Origin of the sequence: Corynebacterium hiratae (assembly GCF_009708045.1) — a bacterium.
GTDB classification, from domain to species: Bacteria; Actinomycetota; Actinomycetes; order Mycobacteriales; family Mycobacteriaceae; genus Corynebacterium; species Corynebacterium hiratae.
Map to the genome: position 1 here is coordinate 326764 of NZ_VIOG01000001.1, position 15003 is coordinate 341766.

Consider the following 15003-nt stretch of genomic DNA (forward strand, 5'->3'; position numbering starts at 1 on the left):
AGTTCAGGGGACTTGTTCGAGTTGGGCGTCGGGATAGCAGGCAGGCTAGCCCTTGACTGCTCCAGCAGTCAGGCCCTTAATCATCGGCTTCTGGAGTATGAGGAAGATGATGATCATGGGCAGGGTTGTCAGCACTGTGCCGGCCATCACCGGCGCCCAGTTGGTCACGCCTTCCGCATCCTGCAAGCGGGTCAGGCCCACCGGAAGGGTGGCTGCAGCCGGTGTATCCGTAATCAGGAAAGGCCACAGGTATTGGTTCCACTCATTGACCACGGTGATCAGGACGAACGCGGACAGCGTTGGCCACGACATGGGCAGGACCACTCGGAACAAGGTTGTGAAGAATCCTGCCCCGTCCATGCGCGCGGCCTCGAGAATCTCCGGCGGCAATGATTGGAAGTGATTGCGCATGAGGAAGGCACCGAACGCCACGCCCGCCAACGGGATGATGACTCCAGCGTAGGTGTCTCTCCAACCCCATGACGCAACCAGCGAGTAATTGGAAATAATGGTGATCTGGTTGGGCACCATCAACGAGGCGATGATGAGCAAGAACAGCAGATTCCGGCCGGGGAAGCGAATGAATGCGAAGGCATAGGCAGTCAGCACTCCGAGGACTACCTCCACCACCGTGAGAATCAGCGTGATGATGATGGAGTTTCTCAGGTAGCTCGAAAAGCCAGAAGTCTGCCAGACATAGGAATAGTTTTCTGCCTTAAAAGGATTAGGCCAGAAGGAAATCGGATCCGAATACACATCCTGGAAAGACTTAAAGCTGGTGATGAAGATGAAGTACAGCGGAACCATAATCATCAGCACTGTCAATACCAAGGCAATGTAGCCGACGACCTTCGTTGCTGGATGACCGTGATCAACCGGCTCACCTTTACGCTTGCGCTGGGTCTCGGTGATGACTGGTGCTGCGAGGGACTGCGAACCAGGAACCGGTGGCAGCTCTCCTTTTGCTTGCGGGAGCCCTACCTTGATGGAAGCCGGAATCGCGCGTTTTTCGGACATTTACTTATCCATCCTTTCCTGCAACTTGATCTGCAGCACCGTAATGACAAGCACGACGAGGAACATGATGGTGGCCACGGCAGCGCCATAGCCGGCACGGTTGTTGATGAACGTCTCTTGGTACACCTGGAAAACCATCGTTGAGGTTCCGTAACCAAATGGTCCACCGCCGGTCATCGCGTTGATGATGTCGAAGACCTGGAAGGAATTGAGCAGCACAGTGATTAACAGGAAAAACGTGGTACCGCGAAGCTGTGGCAGGACCACGCGGAAGAAATGTCGCACGGCCGGGGTGCCGTCAATCTCAGAGGCCTCATCGAGATCGCGGCGGCGCCCCTGCAAGGCAGCAAGATAAATGACGAAAACGTAGCCCACGTTCTTCCACACGTAGGTCACCGTAATCATGAACAGTGCCCAGTTCTGCTGCTGGTAGAAGTTCGGCACATCGACCCCGATAAGACCCAAAAAGTATTGAATGAGCCCGTAGTTAGGATCGAAGACGAACTGAAAGGCAACGCCAATCGCCGCGCCAGCGATGACATAGGGCGCGAAAACCATTGAACGCACAGCCGCACGGCCAAACAGTTTCTGATCCAGAAGCAATGCCAGCGCTAGCCCCAGAACCATCGAACCGACCACCGCGAAGAAGGTGAAGACGACAGTGTTGAACACCACGCGTCCAGTATCTGGCGCCTGGAACCAGTCGATGTAGTTCTGCAGGCCGACGAAAGTCATCGTCGGCGATGAAATATTCCAGTTAAAGAAAGAGATGCGGATGTTATCGACCAGTGGTCGATAGGTGAAAAGAATGAGAAGGAGAAGGTTCGGGCCAATCAGCAATGCCGCTAGGCCGATCTGGCGCCAGTCAAGCTTTCGCTTGCGTGGGTGGCGCGCGTACTCCTCGGAGACGATCGGCTTCTCGTTGACAGGAGGGATCGCAGCCGTTCGCCCGCTCGCGGGGATGGTTTTTGCCATGCAGAAGAAACTAGACCAAGGCGGTAAACAGAAGGTTTACTCAACGTTTTGATTGAATAAACAAAAAGAAAATTCCAGGGGCCTAGCCCCCAAAAGCGCTCCCTGTGCGTGGGGAACGTCACACAAAGCACGGGAGAAAGAACTCCATAGAAACTCCCGGGCAAGAAAGCGCCACCATCTTTCCAGCTAGACCTTTTCGGGCATGAACACTACGGCTACGGGCGTAGTTGGGCGCTAACTCGCTGGGCGCACAACGTCGAGTGCTAGCTCTGGCAAGTCCGTTGCCATGAGCTCTACCCCGTTGTTAAGGCACCACTCCATGTCCTTCGGTAAATTCACCGTCCATACGTAGGACTGACTGTCGACGCCTGCAAAGAAGTCAGCGTCCAACCGCGCCTGGCGAATGGAAGGCCCGAAGCCCGAAGCGTCCTCGAGAGAATCTGGTAGCCCCGCATCCGGTTCCAGAAGAAGAAAGGATCGCAGGGATGGCAATAGGTTTCGGAATCGCGCAATTGCTTCAGGGTTAAAGGAAATCAGGCTGAACCGTGGATCGGCATCGAGATGTCGGTTGCGCAGGACTTCGGCCACCGACTCTTCGAGTCGCGCCCCGAAAGGAGACGGGTGCTTCGTCTCGATAAGCAGCTGCTTTCCGGGGTATGACTCGATGAGGTCCACAAGTTCGTCGAGAAGCAGGATGCGTTGGGGCTCCTCGTGGGTACCAAAGTTGAGTGTGCGCAGCTCCTCCAACGTCATGTCACCGACAGAGCCGGTGCCATCCGACGTCCTGTCCACAGTCTGGTCGTGGATAACCACTACCTCCCCGTCCTTGGTCAGGTTGACGTCGCACTCCACACCGGCCACATCAAGCTTGAGAGCCTCCTTGAAGGCACGATACGTGTTCTCCGGGAACCACCCGTTATATCCTCGGTGCGCGATAATTCCTGTGCGGTCTGCCATGTTTTTCCTCCGGGCCGCAAAGTGGTTGTGCTTTTGGCGCCGCCCAGTGTAGACCGCTAACGGCGGCCCCCGCGGTTGCGGTGCGTCGCCACCACGTGCACGGCATCCAGCATTCCTAAGGTGAGCAGCGCCTCACGGAGCGCAAACTGGAAAGTCCAGAGGCGGCGGAAAACCTGGTCGAAGCCCGCTGCCGCAGCTTCGCGGTGCCGCCCATCGAAGAAACTGCGCTGGTAGCGAAGCGTTTCCAGGTAGTGGCTTCCGGTGTGGGTCTGAGCGATGATGCGCAGGTTGGAACGCCTATCGAAGAGTCGGTGTGTCTCCTCGATCGTCGGATAGTCCAATCCGGGCCAAATATAGGCGCGCAAAACCTGAATCGCGGACCGAGCGGCCGGGGTCAACGCGTCGGTGGCGAACAACGAGGCCACAGCCACACGCCCACCGCTGACCAGCGAGCGATCCAGCATCTGCACGTAGCGGCGGCGCTCGGGGGGCGATAGCGTCTCTAACTTCTCTACGCTGACAATCGCGTCATAGCGCCCGCGCCACTTCTTCGGATTGGGCAACGCCGTTTCGATGCCCTGCACATGGACAGAGTCGGCGGCGCCTTCGAGAAGCAGTTGTTCGTCGAACAGCGCCTGCTGCTCTGTGTCGCCTGTAAGGACGTCAACTGTGGCGCGCCGGGCTACGGCTTGTACTGCTACCTGCAGACCAGTCGCCGGGTACACCAGAAGATGTGTGCCGGCGCCCGTGCGGGTGGCATCGAGAAGCCACTGTGCAGCGCGGCGCTGTGCATCACCCAAGTCCTCGCGGTCCGTATGCGTCGGCTCGGTCACGCTCGTCACATCGACGAAGTGCTCCTTGGGTTCCTTGCTCCCCACCCGCGCGCTATAGCTGCGGACCGCCTCGCGCACCGTGGTGGGAACGCCGCTAGCGAAAATTCCGCCCGAATGGCTCAAGGAGTCACCCGCGTACAGCTTCACCACGTCGAGGGGCAGCTCGCCGGGGCTCGACGCCTCGACCGCCAGTTCCTTCGCTTTCGGCCGATACCCCACCCCCAACAGCCGCAGGAGAACCTTGACCAAGCGATCGGAATCGGGCGTCGTCCACTCCCCTGCCATATAAGACTCAGCCAGGCCCAGCCAGCCCGAGTCGGCGATGCGGGAAAAGAGGGCGTCGTGAAGCACAGCCAGATCCGGCTCCTCGCCTTCCAGCTCCACCCCTGCTTTGGCGCAGGCCTGCGCAAACTCCGCTTCAGTCCGGCCGCCCGTAAAGCGCAGCAAACGCGGTGAGGGCACGGTTGCTACGCCGGGCCACGTCGCAGCGTCAATCGATGCCAAGTGGGAATACACGCTCTAGCCAGCCTTCCTCATCGCACACACGTATTTTCTTAGACTAAAACGAGCGGGCCACGAAGAGGTGGAGGCGCGGCCCAAAAAGCCAGTTAATAACCCATAAAGTATGCATGTACCGCTAGAAAGGTTTAGACTGACTCGGGTAAAATAATCAAGCTTTCTTCAGGAAGGTATTCAATCACCATGGCGCAAACTCCCCACCGTCCTAGTAACGGCCGCCACCACGTCGTTGTTATCGGTGCCGGCTTCGGCGGCATCAACGCCGTTAAGAAGCTCAAGAACGCGGATGTTGAGATCACCCTCATCGACAAGAAGAACCACCACCTCTTCCAGCCGATGCTCTACCAGGTAGCCACCGGCGTCATTTCCGCCGGCGAAATCGCCCCGTCCACGCGTCAGCTCCTGCGCCATCAGGACAACGTCAACTTCGTCAACGGCGAAGTCACTGACATCAATATCAAGGAACAGACCGTCTCCGCAGAACTTGACGGCGCTGTTCGCACCTACGGCTACGACTCCCTCATCGTCGCCGCCGGCGCTGGCCAGTCCTACTTCGGCAACGACCACTTTGCCGAGCACGCGCCGGGCATGAAGACGCTTGACGACGCCCTCGAGATCCGCTCCCGCATCATCTCCGCCTTCGAGAAGGCTGAGTTGGAAGAGGATCCTGCCAAGCGTGAAAAGCTGCTGACCTTCGTCATCGTCGGCGCCGGCCCGACTGGCGTTGAGCTCACCGGCCAGATCGCGGAGCTGGCCCAGCGCACCTTCGCTGGCACCTACTCCAACTTTGGTTCCTCCTCCGCCAAGATTTACCTCCTGGATGGTGCGCCGCAGGTGCTTCCTCCGTTTGGCAAGCGCCTCGGCCGCAAGGCTCAGCGCACCCTGGAGAAGCTGGGCGTTGACGTGCGCCTCAACGCCATGGTTACCGACGTCACCGCTGACGCCGTCACCTACAAGAACATGAAGACCGAGGAAGAGGTCACCATCGAGGCTGCGACCAAGATCTGGTCTGCAGGTGTCGCCGCTTCCCCGCTGGGCAAGCTTATTGCCGACCAGGCAGGCGTGGAGGCAGACCGGGCCGGTCGCGTCTCCGTAAACGAGGACCTCACGGTTGGTGAGTACAAGAACGTCTACATTGTCGGCGACATGATTTCCCTCAACCGCCTTCCGGGTGTGGCCCAGGTGGCCATCCAGGGTGGCAACCACGTGGGCAAGCTCATCGAGGCCAAGATTGATGAGGAGTCCACCGCTAACGAGGCCGAGCCGTTTGAGTACTTCGACAAGGGCTCCATGGCCGTCATTTCCCGCTTCAACGCAGTGGTCAAGCTGGGCAAGACCGAGTTCGCTGGCTTCCCGGCCTGGATTTCCTGGCTCGGACTGCACATCTTCTACATCGTTGGCTTCCGCAGCCGTACCCTCGTGGCGCTGCACTGGCTGCTCAACGCCTTCTCGCGCGACCGCGGTAACCTGGAAATCACCCAGCAGCAGCGCGTTGCTCGCAACGTGATTGACCGCGACCTCCACTAGGTCTTACGCGTCTTAAAAGGAGAGAGGAAATTTCCTCTCTCCTTTTTCTTTTGCCATGTACGGTGGACGAAAGAATAGCCAAGCTTAAGGAGAAACCGTGAGCCAACCTGCGCTGCCCCGTGTCCTCAGCATCGCCGGCACCGATCCGACGGGCGGCGCTGGTATTCACGCCGACCTCAAGTCCTTCGAGGCCGCTGGGGCCTATGGAATGGCCGTGGTGACCGCCCTGGTTGCGCAGAATACGCAGGGCGTGCGGGCTATCCACACCCCACCGGTGGATTTTCTGCGTGAGCAGCTGGCAAGCGTCAAGGACGACGTGACTATCGACGCCGTCAAGATCGGCATGCTGGGATCCGTCGCTATCACCGAAACGGTGAGCGACTTCATCGCTTCCCTCCCCGCGGGAGTGCCGGTTGTCTGTGATCCGGTCATGGTCGCCTCCAGCGGTGACCGCCTGCTCGAGCCGGAAGCGGAGCGCGCCGTACGGGAGCTGGCGCGCCGCGCGACCGTGGTCACGCCGAACCTACCTGAGCTAGCGGTCCTCGCTGGAGTAGCAGAGCCGCGCACCTTTGATGATGCTCTCTCTGTCGCAACTAAATGGGCCCACGAAAACGACACGTGGGTCGTAGTCAAGGGCGGTCACCTCGATGGTGCCCAGGCCGATAACGCGACCGTAAGTCCCTCCGGCGATATCACGCGCGTGCCCTGCCCGCGGATTGATACAAAGAACACGCACGGCACCGGCTGTTCCCTGTCCTCAGCCCTAGCGGCGCGTTTAGGCGCGGGCGAATCCCTCGACGAGGCACTGGTATGGGCCACCGAGTGGCTCCACGAGGCGATTAAACATGCCGATGCGCTTCACGTCGGACACGGGCACGGGCCCGTTGACCACGGCCACCGGCTCCGGCGCCTAGCCGCGGAGGCACAAAGCTAGCCCAGCAGATCCGCGCCAGGACGAGTCAACACGGCCACCATGAAGGTGGAGTTCTCCTTAAAGACCTTCATGTCCCACGAGGAGAAAATGAAGTCCACTCGGTAGCCCACCACGCGGGCCAGTTCGAGGAACTCCTCGAAACCCCAGCCGCGGCCCTCGCCGAAACCGACGACGAAGCGGCCGCCGGGGCGAAGCGCGTTAAACACGTTGCGCAGGGCCGCCTCGCGCCCTTCGTTGGCGATAAAAGTCATGACGTTGCCCGCAGCCACGGCGATGTCGAAGTTGCCCTCCGGGATTTCCTCTTCCGAAAGGTCACCTACCTCCCAGCGGGCCTCCGGATAATCATTCACCGCGTGCTCAATCAAAATCGGGTCGACGTCCACGCCCACTACGGTATGCCCGCGCTTGGCCAACTCGCCGCCGAGCCGTCCGGAACCGCAGCCGGCGTCGAGGACGCGGGAGTGGCGTTCACTCATGGCGTCGATAAGCCGGGCTTCCCCGTCGATATCCTTGCCCTGGGCGCGAAGCGTCTTCCATTTCCGTGCAAAGTTGTGGGAATGGGCGGGGTTCGCAGCAGTAACTTCTTTCCAGGTAGGCATGACAACGAGTATAGGCCTTTAGAGGTGTAAGATTTAGCCGCTCTGATAAAACGCCTATACGAAGCGAAGGAGGCTGAGACACGATGCCATCTGTACCGTCACCATTCAAGCCACGCAAGAAAAACACTTCGGACAATAATACGCCGAGTTTTTCCGTGCCTGTCGAGCGTGCCATTGAGCACTGCCGAGTGTTCATCGACGGCGAGGCGCTGCCCGGTGAGTTTACCCCGCACAGCGCGCTGCAAACCGTGGAAGAATACGGCCGCGGCTTCGTGTGGGTAGGCCTGCACGAGCCGCTCGAATCTCAGATGACGAAGGTAGCGGCTGAATTCCGCATCCACGAGCTCATCGTCGAGGACGTCGTCCAGGCGCACCAGCGTCCCAAGCTGGAGCGCTACGACGACCAGCTCTTCGTGGTGGCACGGTCGGTGAACTACCGCGACCACGACGAGGTCGCCGATAAGCGCCAAATCATCTCCACTGGTGAAATCCAGATGATCATTGGCGCCACGTTCATTATCACGGTGCGCCACTCCGCCAAGCTGCCCAATCTCGCCTATGTGATCCAGGATGAGCAAGACCTCGTCGAGCAGGGTCCTATTTCGCTGGCGTGGAAGATCCTGGACATGATGGTGGACCGCTATTCGGAGATTTGCCGCCTCATCGCCATCGAGGTCGACGAATTAGAAGAAGAAATCTTCACTCCGAATTCGCTGCCCAACATCGACCGTATCTACATGTTCAAGCGCGAAATCTTGGAGATGAAGCACGCGATCGTGCCGCTTTCCCCAGCGTTGCGGGCGATGGTAGCGGACCACAAGGATCTCATTCCGAAGACGATTCGCTCCTATATCCGCGACGTCAACGACCACCAGCTGGTGGTCCAGGACCACGTGTCGGGGTTCGATGAGCGCTTGACCTCGCTTATCGACGCCTCCGTGGCCAAGATCAGCATGCAGCAGAACTCCGACATGCGCACGATCTCCGCGGTGGTTGGCATGTGGGCAGCGCCAACACTTGTAGCAGGTATCTATGGAATGAACTTCGACATCATGCCGGAGCTGCATTTCGCATGGGGCTATTACGGGGCAATTGGCCTCATGATCTTGGTGGTGGCCGGAATGTGGTGGTGGTTCCGGCGCAACAACTGGTTGTAGGGATTATTGCACCACCATGGTGCGCAACGTGGAAGCAGCGAGGAGTACATCGCCCTGGCTGATTTTCACTTCCCACAGCTGCGTGCGGCGGCCCTTGTACAGCGGCGTAGCGACAGCCGTGACGGTGCCTTCGGCAACGGGCTTGAGGAAATCTGTGTTGTTGTTCACGCCCACAACCGGCTTGCCCGCGAGGATGAGGCTGCCCACAGATGCGGTGGACTCCGTAATCGTGCAGAAAAGCCCTCCATTCGCCACGCCCCAGGGCTGGTGGTGATCCGGAACAACGTCAACCTCGGAGCGAATCTCATCAGCGGAAATGCGCGTGAAACGCAAACCGATGAGCCCGGCTAGGCCCTGCGGGTGAGAATTGATGAGCTGCAGTTCCTCGGCGTTAAGCGGCCGTGTTTGGGATACTGCGACGAGCTTTTCGAAGATTTCAGAGTGTTTCATACCACACCAGGTTAGTGGATTTCGGTGACGTAGGATGGTTGACATGACTCAAACTGCTGAAAAGACAGATCTCGCTCAGATTGGTGTTGTGGGCCTGGCCGTCATGGGCTCCAACCTCGCGCGCAACTTTGCCCGCAACGGAAATACCGTCGCGGTCTACAACCGCAGTCCGGAGAAGACGCGCGCGCTCATCAGCGAGCATGGCGATGAAGGAGCCTTCATCCCTTCCGAGACCGTTGAGGACTTCGTGGCCTCCCTGGAGCGCCCGCGTAAGGCAATCATCATGGTGCAGGCGGGCGCGGCTACCGACGCCGTCATTAACCAGCTCACCGAGGCCATGGATGAGGGCGACATCATCATCGACGGTGGCAATGCCTTGTTCACGGACACCATTCGCCGCGAGAAGGAGGTCGCAGCTAAGGGTCGTCACTTCGTCGGCGCTGGTATCTCCGGTGGCGAGGAGGGCGCGCTCAACGGCCCATCCATCATGCCCGGCGGCCCGGCCGAGTCCTGGGAAACTCTGGGGCCGATCCTGGAGTCCATCGCTGCTGAGGTGGACGGCACGCCGTGTGTCACTCACATCGGCCCGGATGGTGCGGGGCACTTCGTGAAGATGGTGCACAACGGCATTGAGTACGCCGACATGCAGGTCATCGGCGAGGCCTACCAGCTCCTTCGCTATGGCGCGGGCATGGAACCGGCTGAAATCGCTGAGGTCTTCCGCGAGTGGAATGCCGGCGACCTGGACTCCTACCTCATTGAGATCACCGCCGAGGTGCTGGCGCAAACCGATCCTGACACTGGCGCCCCGCTTGTCGACGTCATCGTGGACGCCGCCGGCCAGAAGGGCACCGGCCGCTGGACCGCCATTAACGGCCTCGATCTTGGCGTCCCCATCACCGGCATTGCGGAATCCGTGTTCGCGCGTGCGCTCTCCTCGGCCACCGCGCAGCGCGCTGCCGCCCAAGAGGGGCAGCTGCCCTCCGGTACGATCACCGAGCTCAACGTGGACAAGGCGGAGTTCGTCGAGGACGTTCGCCGTGCACTCTATGCCGCAAAGCTCATTGCCTATTCTCAGGGCTTTGATGAGATCAAGGCTGGTTCGGACGAGTTCGGCTGGAACGTCGACCCACGCGACTTGGCCACCATCTGGCGTGGCGGCTGCATCATTCGCGCGAAGTTCCTCGACCGTATCCGTGAGGCTTATGACAATGACGCCGACCTGCCGGCCCTCATTCTGGACCCGTATTTCAAGGGTGAGCTGGAAAACCTGATTGACCCGTGGCGTCGCGTCGTTGTGGCTGCCACCCAGCTGGGGCTGCCGGTACCCGTGTTTGCTTCTTCTTTGTCCTACTACGACAGCCTGCGCGCCGAGCGCCTCCCTGCGGCCTTGATTCAGGGCCAGCGCGATTTCTTCGGCGCCCACACCTTCAAGCGCGTGGACCGCGAGGGCACCTTCCACATCGAATGGTCGGGTGACCGCTCACTCACCGAGATGTAGTTGCCAAGCCCCTCACCTGAGGGGCTTTTCTCGTACCAGCCCCACTACCCCTCTAACCAGGAGTTTTGTTCCTCCGGTTGCGGGGTCGGGAGTGCTGGTTTAATCTTCGTGCCCATGGGGGATATCGAAACCTACCTCCGCCTCCGCAACTCGGGGATTGCGCTGGTGGAAAACATACCTGGCACACCCGACGAGCTCCGCACGCTCGGCGCCGACCCAGCCGACGCCACCGAACTCGCAGGCCTGCACCAGGTGTACTTCGGCCCCACCCGCTACACCGGCAAACAACGCAAAGCCCGCGCGTCCGCACTCAAACAACGCCACAGCCTGAGCACCCTCACACTGATTGAAACCTACGTTTCAAAAATCAAGAAAACCCTCGACGCCTGGAACCTCCGCGCAAAACTCGCCGCCACACCCGCACACCGCATCCGCCAGGTCGCCACCGCACGGCTTAAAGAACTCAAACGCAAAAGAACCGCCAAACCAGGCGTGCGCATCACCTACAGATCCGAAGGGCCCAACACGCTCTCCATTACTGACGATGCCACCACGATTGCCAACATGCGCGCAGTCCTAGAATCCACCAACACCGACCTACTTCAAGCCGCCAACGACGTCTTCTTCAACCAAGCCACCGGTACTAAGCCAGCGGTGCGCACCCAAGTCATCGTCACACTGAATGAGTTGGACCAGATCATCAACGGTGACGGCGACGAAATAGAACTCAACCTCACCAACGGTGCGCGCATGACCGGGGCAGAATTCTTAACCCACAAGTTTGCCGAAATAGGCTACGCCACCATCGTCCACCCTGTCGAAGGGCCTATTAACACCTGGCGGCTATCCCGCGGGGCAAACTTCAACCAACGCCTTACCCTGCACGCTGAGTTTCAGACGTGTTCTAGGCCTGGGTGTAATAAGCCAGCTGATTACTGCCAAATCCATCACCTCATCCCCTGGCAGGCTGGTGGCTACACCAACATTAAGAACTTGACCTTCTTGTGCGCCTACCACAACGGTATTAACGATGATGACCCTTTAAAACCCACCGGGCGCGGCTACATGTACCGACTGAATACCGGGGTTAGTTTCATCCCACCCTGGGGTACACCAATCACGGAAATGCCGGAATACCAAGAAGCAGTCGCCAGACTCAACGCCGAAAAAGCAGCCACAGCGCCAGCCCAGCCACCGGACCCACCACCCGACAGCAGCTAACACTCAGCCACCAAACACAAACGAGTAAAAGCGCCGGTAACCTGCAACAAAGGCGCTCCCGATAGAAGACCCCGTCAGACAAAACATGCTGACGGGGACATCGGCGATCCCACACAACGACGGCCGCCCATTAGGCACAGCGGCGATTCTGGGTGAGTGTGAGGCGGGGACGTCGTCAAGCATAGGCGTATAACTAGGCGTCGACCGGCGGTGGCCCCGGAGTCTCGTCGAGGATCCCCGCGTTTACCAGATAGCTGGCAAGGTCGCCGTAGTTGGTCACCACCTCGTCCGGGTCGTAACCACCCATCACGTACTCAATGACCGCGTTACGACCCTCGAGCACTTCCACCATGACGAATTCCTCATCCTGGCCAAAAATTGCGATCTGGGAACCGCGCGCGGATGTGTAATCCACAACGGACTCCTGCAGCCCCACGCGCTCCGCGTCCTGAATCGCTCCCTGATTCTCGGTGTACTGAGCCACAAACTCACCGTCGGCCCCATAGAGGCAGGAAATCGTCGGGACCCACTGCGCGTCGTAGCCCTGATCTGCTGACACACCGAAATAGGACGAATCTTCGTAACACTCGGACGTCAGCTCAGCCAGAGGTGTAGGAACAGACGCTGGCACCTCGGACTCTCGGATAGCGTCAACATCATCGACGTCAATCGTGCGCTCCCAATAGCCGGCATCAGAGGCAGCGACCTCTCCTGGCCCATCTTCCAATCCAGCGGCAAAGTCCTTAAAAGCAGAAAACGCCGCCACAAGAGCGAGCCCTGTAACCAGAATAAGACCGAGGATTATTACTAGAACAATCCACAACACTTTCTTCGAACCGGGCTTCTTCTGTGGCGGTTGCGGCATCCCTTGGCCTTGCCCATTAAAACCGGGAGGCGCTTGGTTGTGCCCAGGTTGAACGTGGTGCGGGTTCTGGCCAAACCGCGGGGAGGAGACTGAGATTGAGAGTTGTCGAATGGATTCGTCATGTCGCTCAATTTAACAGAGAACCACGTCACACAAACCCTAAAAATGCAGGATGCGAGGCCTAATCCCCACCGGTAACTGTGATGCTTTTCGGTCTGGCAGGCCCGAGCACTAGACTTTTTACCCGATGACTACTTTCGCCGAACTCGGCCTCCCCCGCGATGTTGTTCGTATCTTAGACAAACAGGGCATCACGACCCCCTTCCCTATCCAAGAAGCCGCTATTCCCGACGCCCTCGCTGGCAAGGACGTCCTCGGACGTGGCCCCACAGGCTCGGGAAAGACCTTTACGTTTGGTCTCCCTATGCTGGCCCGATTGGCGGAGTCCGGGGTGTCGCGCCCGGCCCACCCGCGCGGGCTGGTCCTAGCACCGACGCGCGAGCTGGCAACCCAGATCCAGCAGCGCTTAGACGAACCCGCGGCGGCATTGGGGCTGCGGGTACTGGCAGTCGTCGGGGGCGTCAACATCAACAACCACATTCGCTCGCTTGCCCGCCCGGTTGACCTGCTCGTTGCCACACCGGGACGCGCCCAGGACCTCATCGACCAGGGCAAGCTCTTCTTCAACCACGTCACTATCACCGCCCTCGACGAGGCGGACCAGATGGCGGACATGGGTTTCCTCCCCCAGGTACGCAAGCTGCTCAAGCTCACGCCGGTCGATGGTCAACGTTTGCTCTTCTCCGCCACCCTCGACGGCGAAGTCAACAAGCTGGTCAACCAGTTCATGCACGCCCCCGTCACCCACTCCACCGCCCCCGTCGAGGCAGCCGTCGACACGATGGAACACCACCTTATCTTCATCGGCACCCGCGAGGCCCGCAACGATGTCGTCCTGCGCCTGGGTGCCCGCAAAGGCAAGACCATCATGTTTATGCGCACTAAACATGGCGTCGACAGGCAGGCCAAAAAGCTGCGCCGCGTCGGAATCAACGCGCTGCCCTTGCACGGCGATAAGGGCCAGGGCTCACGTACCAAGGCCATCGAGGGCTTCGCAGACGGCAGCGTTCCGGTACTCGTCGCCACCGATATCGCTGCCCGCGGTATCGACATCGCCGACGTCTCCCTTGTCGTCCACGTCGATCCGCCAGCTGAACACAAGGCCTATCTGCACCGCTCGGGCCGTACTGCACGCGGAGGCGACTCCGGCACCGTAGTCACGCTCGTCACCGACGAGCAACGCGATGAGGTGGCAAAGCTCATCGCGAAGGCCGGGGTTGCGCACACCGACCTCGACATCAGTGACCGCGCCAACCCAGCCAGCAGTCCCGAGCTTGCCCAGATGACGGGAGCTCGCAAGCCCAAGGGCGAGCCGCTCGGCCCACCACACCAGCAACCATCAAAGAAGAAGCCACAGAGTCAGTCCGAACGGCAGCCTTCGCGGCGGCGATCGGGTAGCCGTAACCAGCGCCGCCGACGGGGCAACGCAGGTCAGAGATGATTCTCCAGCCTAAAACCTGGCAAACCCGGATGACCATGCACGAGGAGGCGGCCAACGAGTATCTCACCCGCTACCGCCACCCGGGCTCGTATCACCCTGTCTACGACTTCCTTTTCGAGTACTACCCCGTCCGCCCGTCACACCTGCGCCGTTGGCACCCAGGCGTCGGTGTGACTCTGGCCGGCGAGGCCCCGCATGTTGAGTGGAACTACTACCACCGCACTGATGAGGGCGTCACGGTGGACACTGAGGCCTTCCTCGCACGCCGCGGTAGCACCGTTCGTTACATCCTGAATCTGCTAGAAAAGACCGCGCATAACCCTACCCAATTCGATTGCTTTGGCCTGCACGAATGGGCCATGGTCTACCACACCGATTCTCCTCGCCATGACTTGCCGCTGCGGTTAGGGGCGGAGGGGACGAATGAGGTCGTCGATAGGCACCGCATCAAGTGCACGCATTACGATGCTTTCCGCTTCTTCACTGAGCCCGCGCGCCCGCTCAACCTCACGGTGCTGACTCGCGAAGGGCAACCGGAGAACGACCAGGCTGGCTGCGTCCATGCGACTATGGATTTGTATAAATGGGCGTGGAAATTGGGGCCATTGGTACCGGGTGATTTGTTCCTCGACACCTTCCGGCTAGCCGTGGCAGCACGCACACTTGATATGGAAGCTTCACCCTACGATTGCCGCGAGTGGGGGTTTGGGGTCGTCCCCATCGAAACGGCGGAAGGAAAGTCCGAGTACGTGCGTCGCCAACGCGCGCTTGCCGACGTCGCCGAGCCCCTGCGCGCGCGGCTTGTCTCCCAAATTCGCGCCGCACTGCCCGCTACAATGAAGAACCATTGATGTGACCCGTCGGGGCGCGCTGTGCCGCCCCGCGAA

At 59.8% G+C, this 15003-nt stretch carries 14 protein-coding genes; 7 read left to right on the plus strand and 7 right to left on the minus strand.

Annotation, left to right across the window (positions count from 1 at the left end):
* Positions 1–45: 45 nt before the first annotated feature.
* From FME68_RS01475 to FME68_RS01490, 4 genes are all read right to left on the minus strand, one after another.
* Positions 46–1017: a carbohydrate ABC transporter permease gene (locus FME68_RS01475; RefSeq protein WP_070681336.1), complete on the minus strand. Its 972-nt coding sequence runs from the start codon at positions 1015–1017 to the stop codon at positions 46–48.
* Positions 1018–1992, minus strand: coding sequence for a carbohydrate ABC transporter permease (locus tag FME68_RS01480; RefSeq protein ID WP_046649375.1), 975 nt, complete (start codon positions 1990–1992; stop codon positions 1018–1020). It lies immediately after the preceding gene.
* A gap of 234 nt (positions 1993–2226) precedes the next feature.
* Complete coding sequence (locus FME68_RS01485) at positions 2227–2949, minus strand: glycerophosphodiester phosphodiesterase (RefSeq protein ID WP_158395510.1); 723 nt, start codon at positions 2947–2949, stop codon at positions 2227–2229.
* Positions 2950–3005: 56 nt separating this feature from the next.
* Positions 3006–4298 (minus strand): class I SAM-dependent methyltransferase, encoded by a 1293-nt coding sequence (locus FME68_RS01490; RefSeq protein WP_328287675.1) that lies wholly within the window; start codon positions 4296–4298, stop codon positions 3006–3008.
* 186 nt (positions 4299–4484) lie between these two features.
* On the opposite strand from FME68_RS01490, the gene FME68_RS01495 reads away from it, so the two are divergent.
* A complete protein-coding gene (locus FME68_RS01495; protein ID WP_049154653.1) occupies positions 4485–5828 on the plus strand; it encodes an NAD(P)/FAD-dependent oxidoreductase in 1344 nt (447 codons plus the stop codon).
* Positions 5829–5925: 97 nt separating this feature from the next.
* A complete protein-coding gene (gene thiD / locus FME68_RS01500; RefSeq protein ID WP_328287676.1) occupies positions 5926–6762 on the plus strand; it encodes a bifunctional hydroxymethylpyrimidine kinase/phosphomethylpyrimidine kinase in 837 nt (278 codons plus the stop codon).
* Here the strand turns inward: thiD and FME68_RS01505 are convergent.
* Positions 6759–7361, minus strand: coding sequence for a class I SAM-dependent methyltransferase (locus tag FME68_RS01505; protein WP_158395512.1), 603 nt, complete (start codon positions 7359–7361; stop codon positions 6759–6761). The genes thiD and FME68_RS01505 overlap by 4 nt on opposite strands.
* Before the next feature lie 83 nt (positions 7362–7444).
* On the opposite strand from FME68_RS01505, the gene corA reads away from it, so the two are divergent.
* Complete coding sequence (gene corA, locus FME68_RS01510) at positions 7445–8518, plus strand: magnesium/cobalt transporter CorA (protein WP_070512755.1); 1074 nt, start codon at positions 7445–7447, stop codon at positions 8516–8518.
* A gap of 3 nt (positions 8519–8521) precedes the next feature.
* Here the strand turns inward: corA and FME68_RS01515 are convergent, their stop codons facing one another.
* Complete coding sequence (locus FME68_RS01515; protein ID WP_070517782.1) at positions 8522–8968, minus strand: PaaI family thioesterase; 447 nt, start codon at positions 8966–8968, stop codon at positions 8522–8524.
* A 43-nt stretch (positions 8969–9011) separates the two neighbouring features.
* Here FME68_RS01515 and gnd point away from each other — a divergent pair, with 43 nt between their 5' ends.
* Together gnd and FME68_RS01525 are read left to right on the plus strand one after the other, a co-directional pair.
* Positions 9012–10469, plus strand: coding sequence for an NADP-dependent phosphogluconate dehydrogenase (gene gnd / locus FME68_RS01520; RefSeq protein ID WP_158395514.1), 1458 nt, complete (start codon positions 9012–9014; stop codon positions 10467–10469).
* Between the two features lie 114 nt (positions 10470–10583).
* The gene (locus FME68_RS01525; RefSeq protein WP_158395516.1) at positions 10584–11690 is read left to right on the plus strand and encodes an HNH endonuclease signature motif containing protein; all 1107 of its coding nucleotides are present in this window, start codon (positions 10584–10586) and stop codon (positions 11688–11690) included.
* A gap of 193 nt (positions 11691–11883) precedes the next feature.
* Here FME68_RS01525 and FME68_RS01530 read toward each other — a convergent pair whose 3' ends face one another.
* Complete coding sequence (locus tag FME68_RS01530) at positions 11884–12555, minus strand: hypothetical protein (RefSeq protein ID WP_158395518.1); 672 nt, start codon at positions 12553–12555, stop codon at positions 11884–11886.
* A 247-nt stretch (positions 12556–12802) separates the two neighbouring features.
* On the opposite strand from FME68_RS01530, the gene FME68_RS01535 reads away from it, so the two are divergent.
* Both FME68_RS01535 and FME68_RS01540 read left to right on the plus strand, forming a co-directional pair.
* Complete coding sequence (locus FME68_RS01535) at positions 12803–14116, plus strand: DEAD/DEAH box helicase (protein ID WP_158395520.1); 1314 nt, start codon at positions 12803–12805, stop codon at positions 14114–14116.
* Positions 14113–14967 (plus strand): 3-methyladenine DNA glycosylase, encoded by an 855-nt coding sequence (locus FME68_RS01540; protein WP_158395522.1) that lies wholly within the window; start codon positions 14113–14115, stop codon positions 14965–14967. Before FME68_RS01535 ends, FME68_RS01540 begins: the two co-directional genes overlap by 4 nt.
* Positions 14968–15003: the final 36 nt, after the last annotated feature.

What these genes read in the sequence shown, in the direction of transcription:
- FME68_RS01480 (WP_046649375.1), bottom strand. Translation starts at nt 1,992, where the DNA reads ATGGCAAAAACCATCCCCGCGAGCGGGCGAACGGCTGCGATCCCTCCT.
- FME68_RS01495 (WP_049154653.1), top strand. Translation starts at nt 4,485, where the DNA reads ATGGCGCAAACTCCCCACCGTCCTAGTAACGGCCGCCACCACGTCGTT.
- FME68_RS01540 (WP_158395522.1), top strand. Translation starts at nt 14,113, where the DNA reads ATGATTCTCCAGCCTAAAACCTGGCAAACCCGGATGACCATGCACGAG.
- FME68_RS01535 (WP_158395520.1), top strand. Translation starts at nt 12,803, where the DNA reads ATGACTACTTTCGCCGAACTCGGCCTCCCCCGCGATGTTGTTCGTATC.
- FME68_RS01530 (WP_158395518.1), bottom strand. Translation starts at nt 12,555, where the DNA reads ATGCCGCAACCGCCACAGAAGAAGCCCGGTTCGAAGAAAGTGTTGTGG.
- FME68_RS01505 (WP_158395512.1), bottom strand. Translation starts at nt 7,361, where the DNA reads ATGCCTACCTGGAAAGAAGTTACTGCTGCGAACCCCGCCCATTCCCAC.
- corA (WP_070512755.1), top strand. Translation starts at nt 7,445, where the DNA reads ATGCCATCTGTACCGTCACCATTCAAGCCACGCAAGAAAAACACTTCG.
- FME68_RS01485 (WP_158395510.1), bottom strand. Translation starts at nt 2,949, where the DNA reads ATGGCAGACCGCACAGGAATTATCGCGCACCGAGGATATAACGGGTGG.
- FME68_RS01515 (WP_070517782.1), bottom strand. Translation starts at nt 8,968, where the DNA reads ATGAAACACTCTGAAATCTTCGAAAAGCTCGTCGCAGTATCCCAAACA.
- FME68_RS01475 (WP_070681336.1), bottom strand. Translation starts at nt 1,017, where the DNA reads ATGTCCGAAAAACGCGCGATTCCGGCTTCCATCAAGGTAGGGCTCCCG.
- gnd (WP_158395514.1), top strand. Translation starts at nt 9,012, where the DNA reads ATGACTCAAACTGCTGAAAAGACAGATCTCGCTCAGATTGGTGTTGTG.
- FME68_RS01525 (WP_158395516.1), top strand. Translation starts at nt 10,584, where the DNA reads ATGGGGGATATCGAAACCTACCTCCGCCTCCGCAACTCGGGGATTGCG.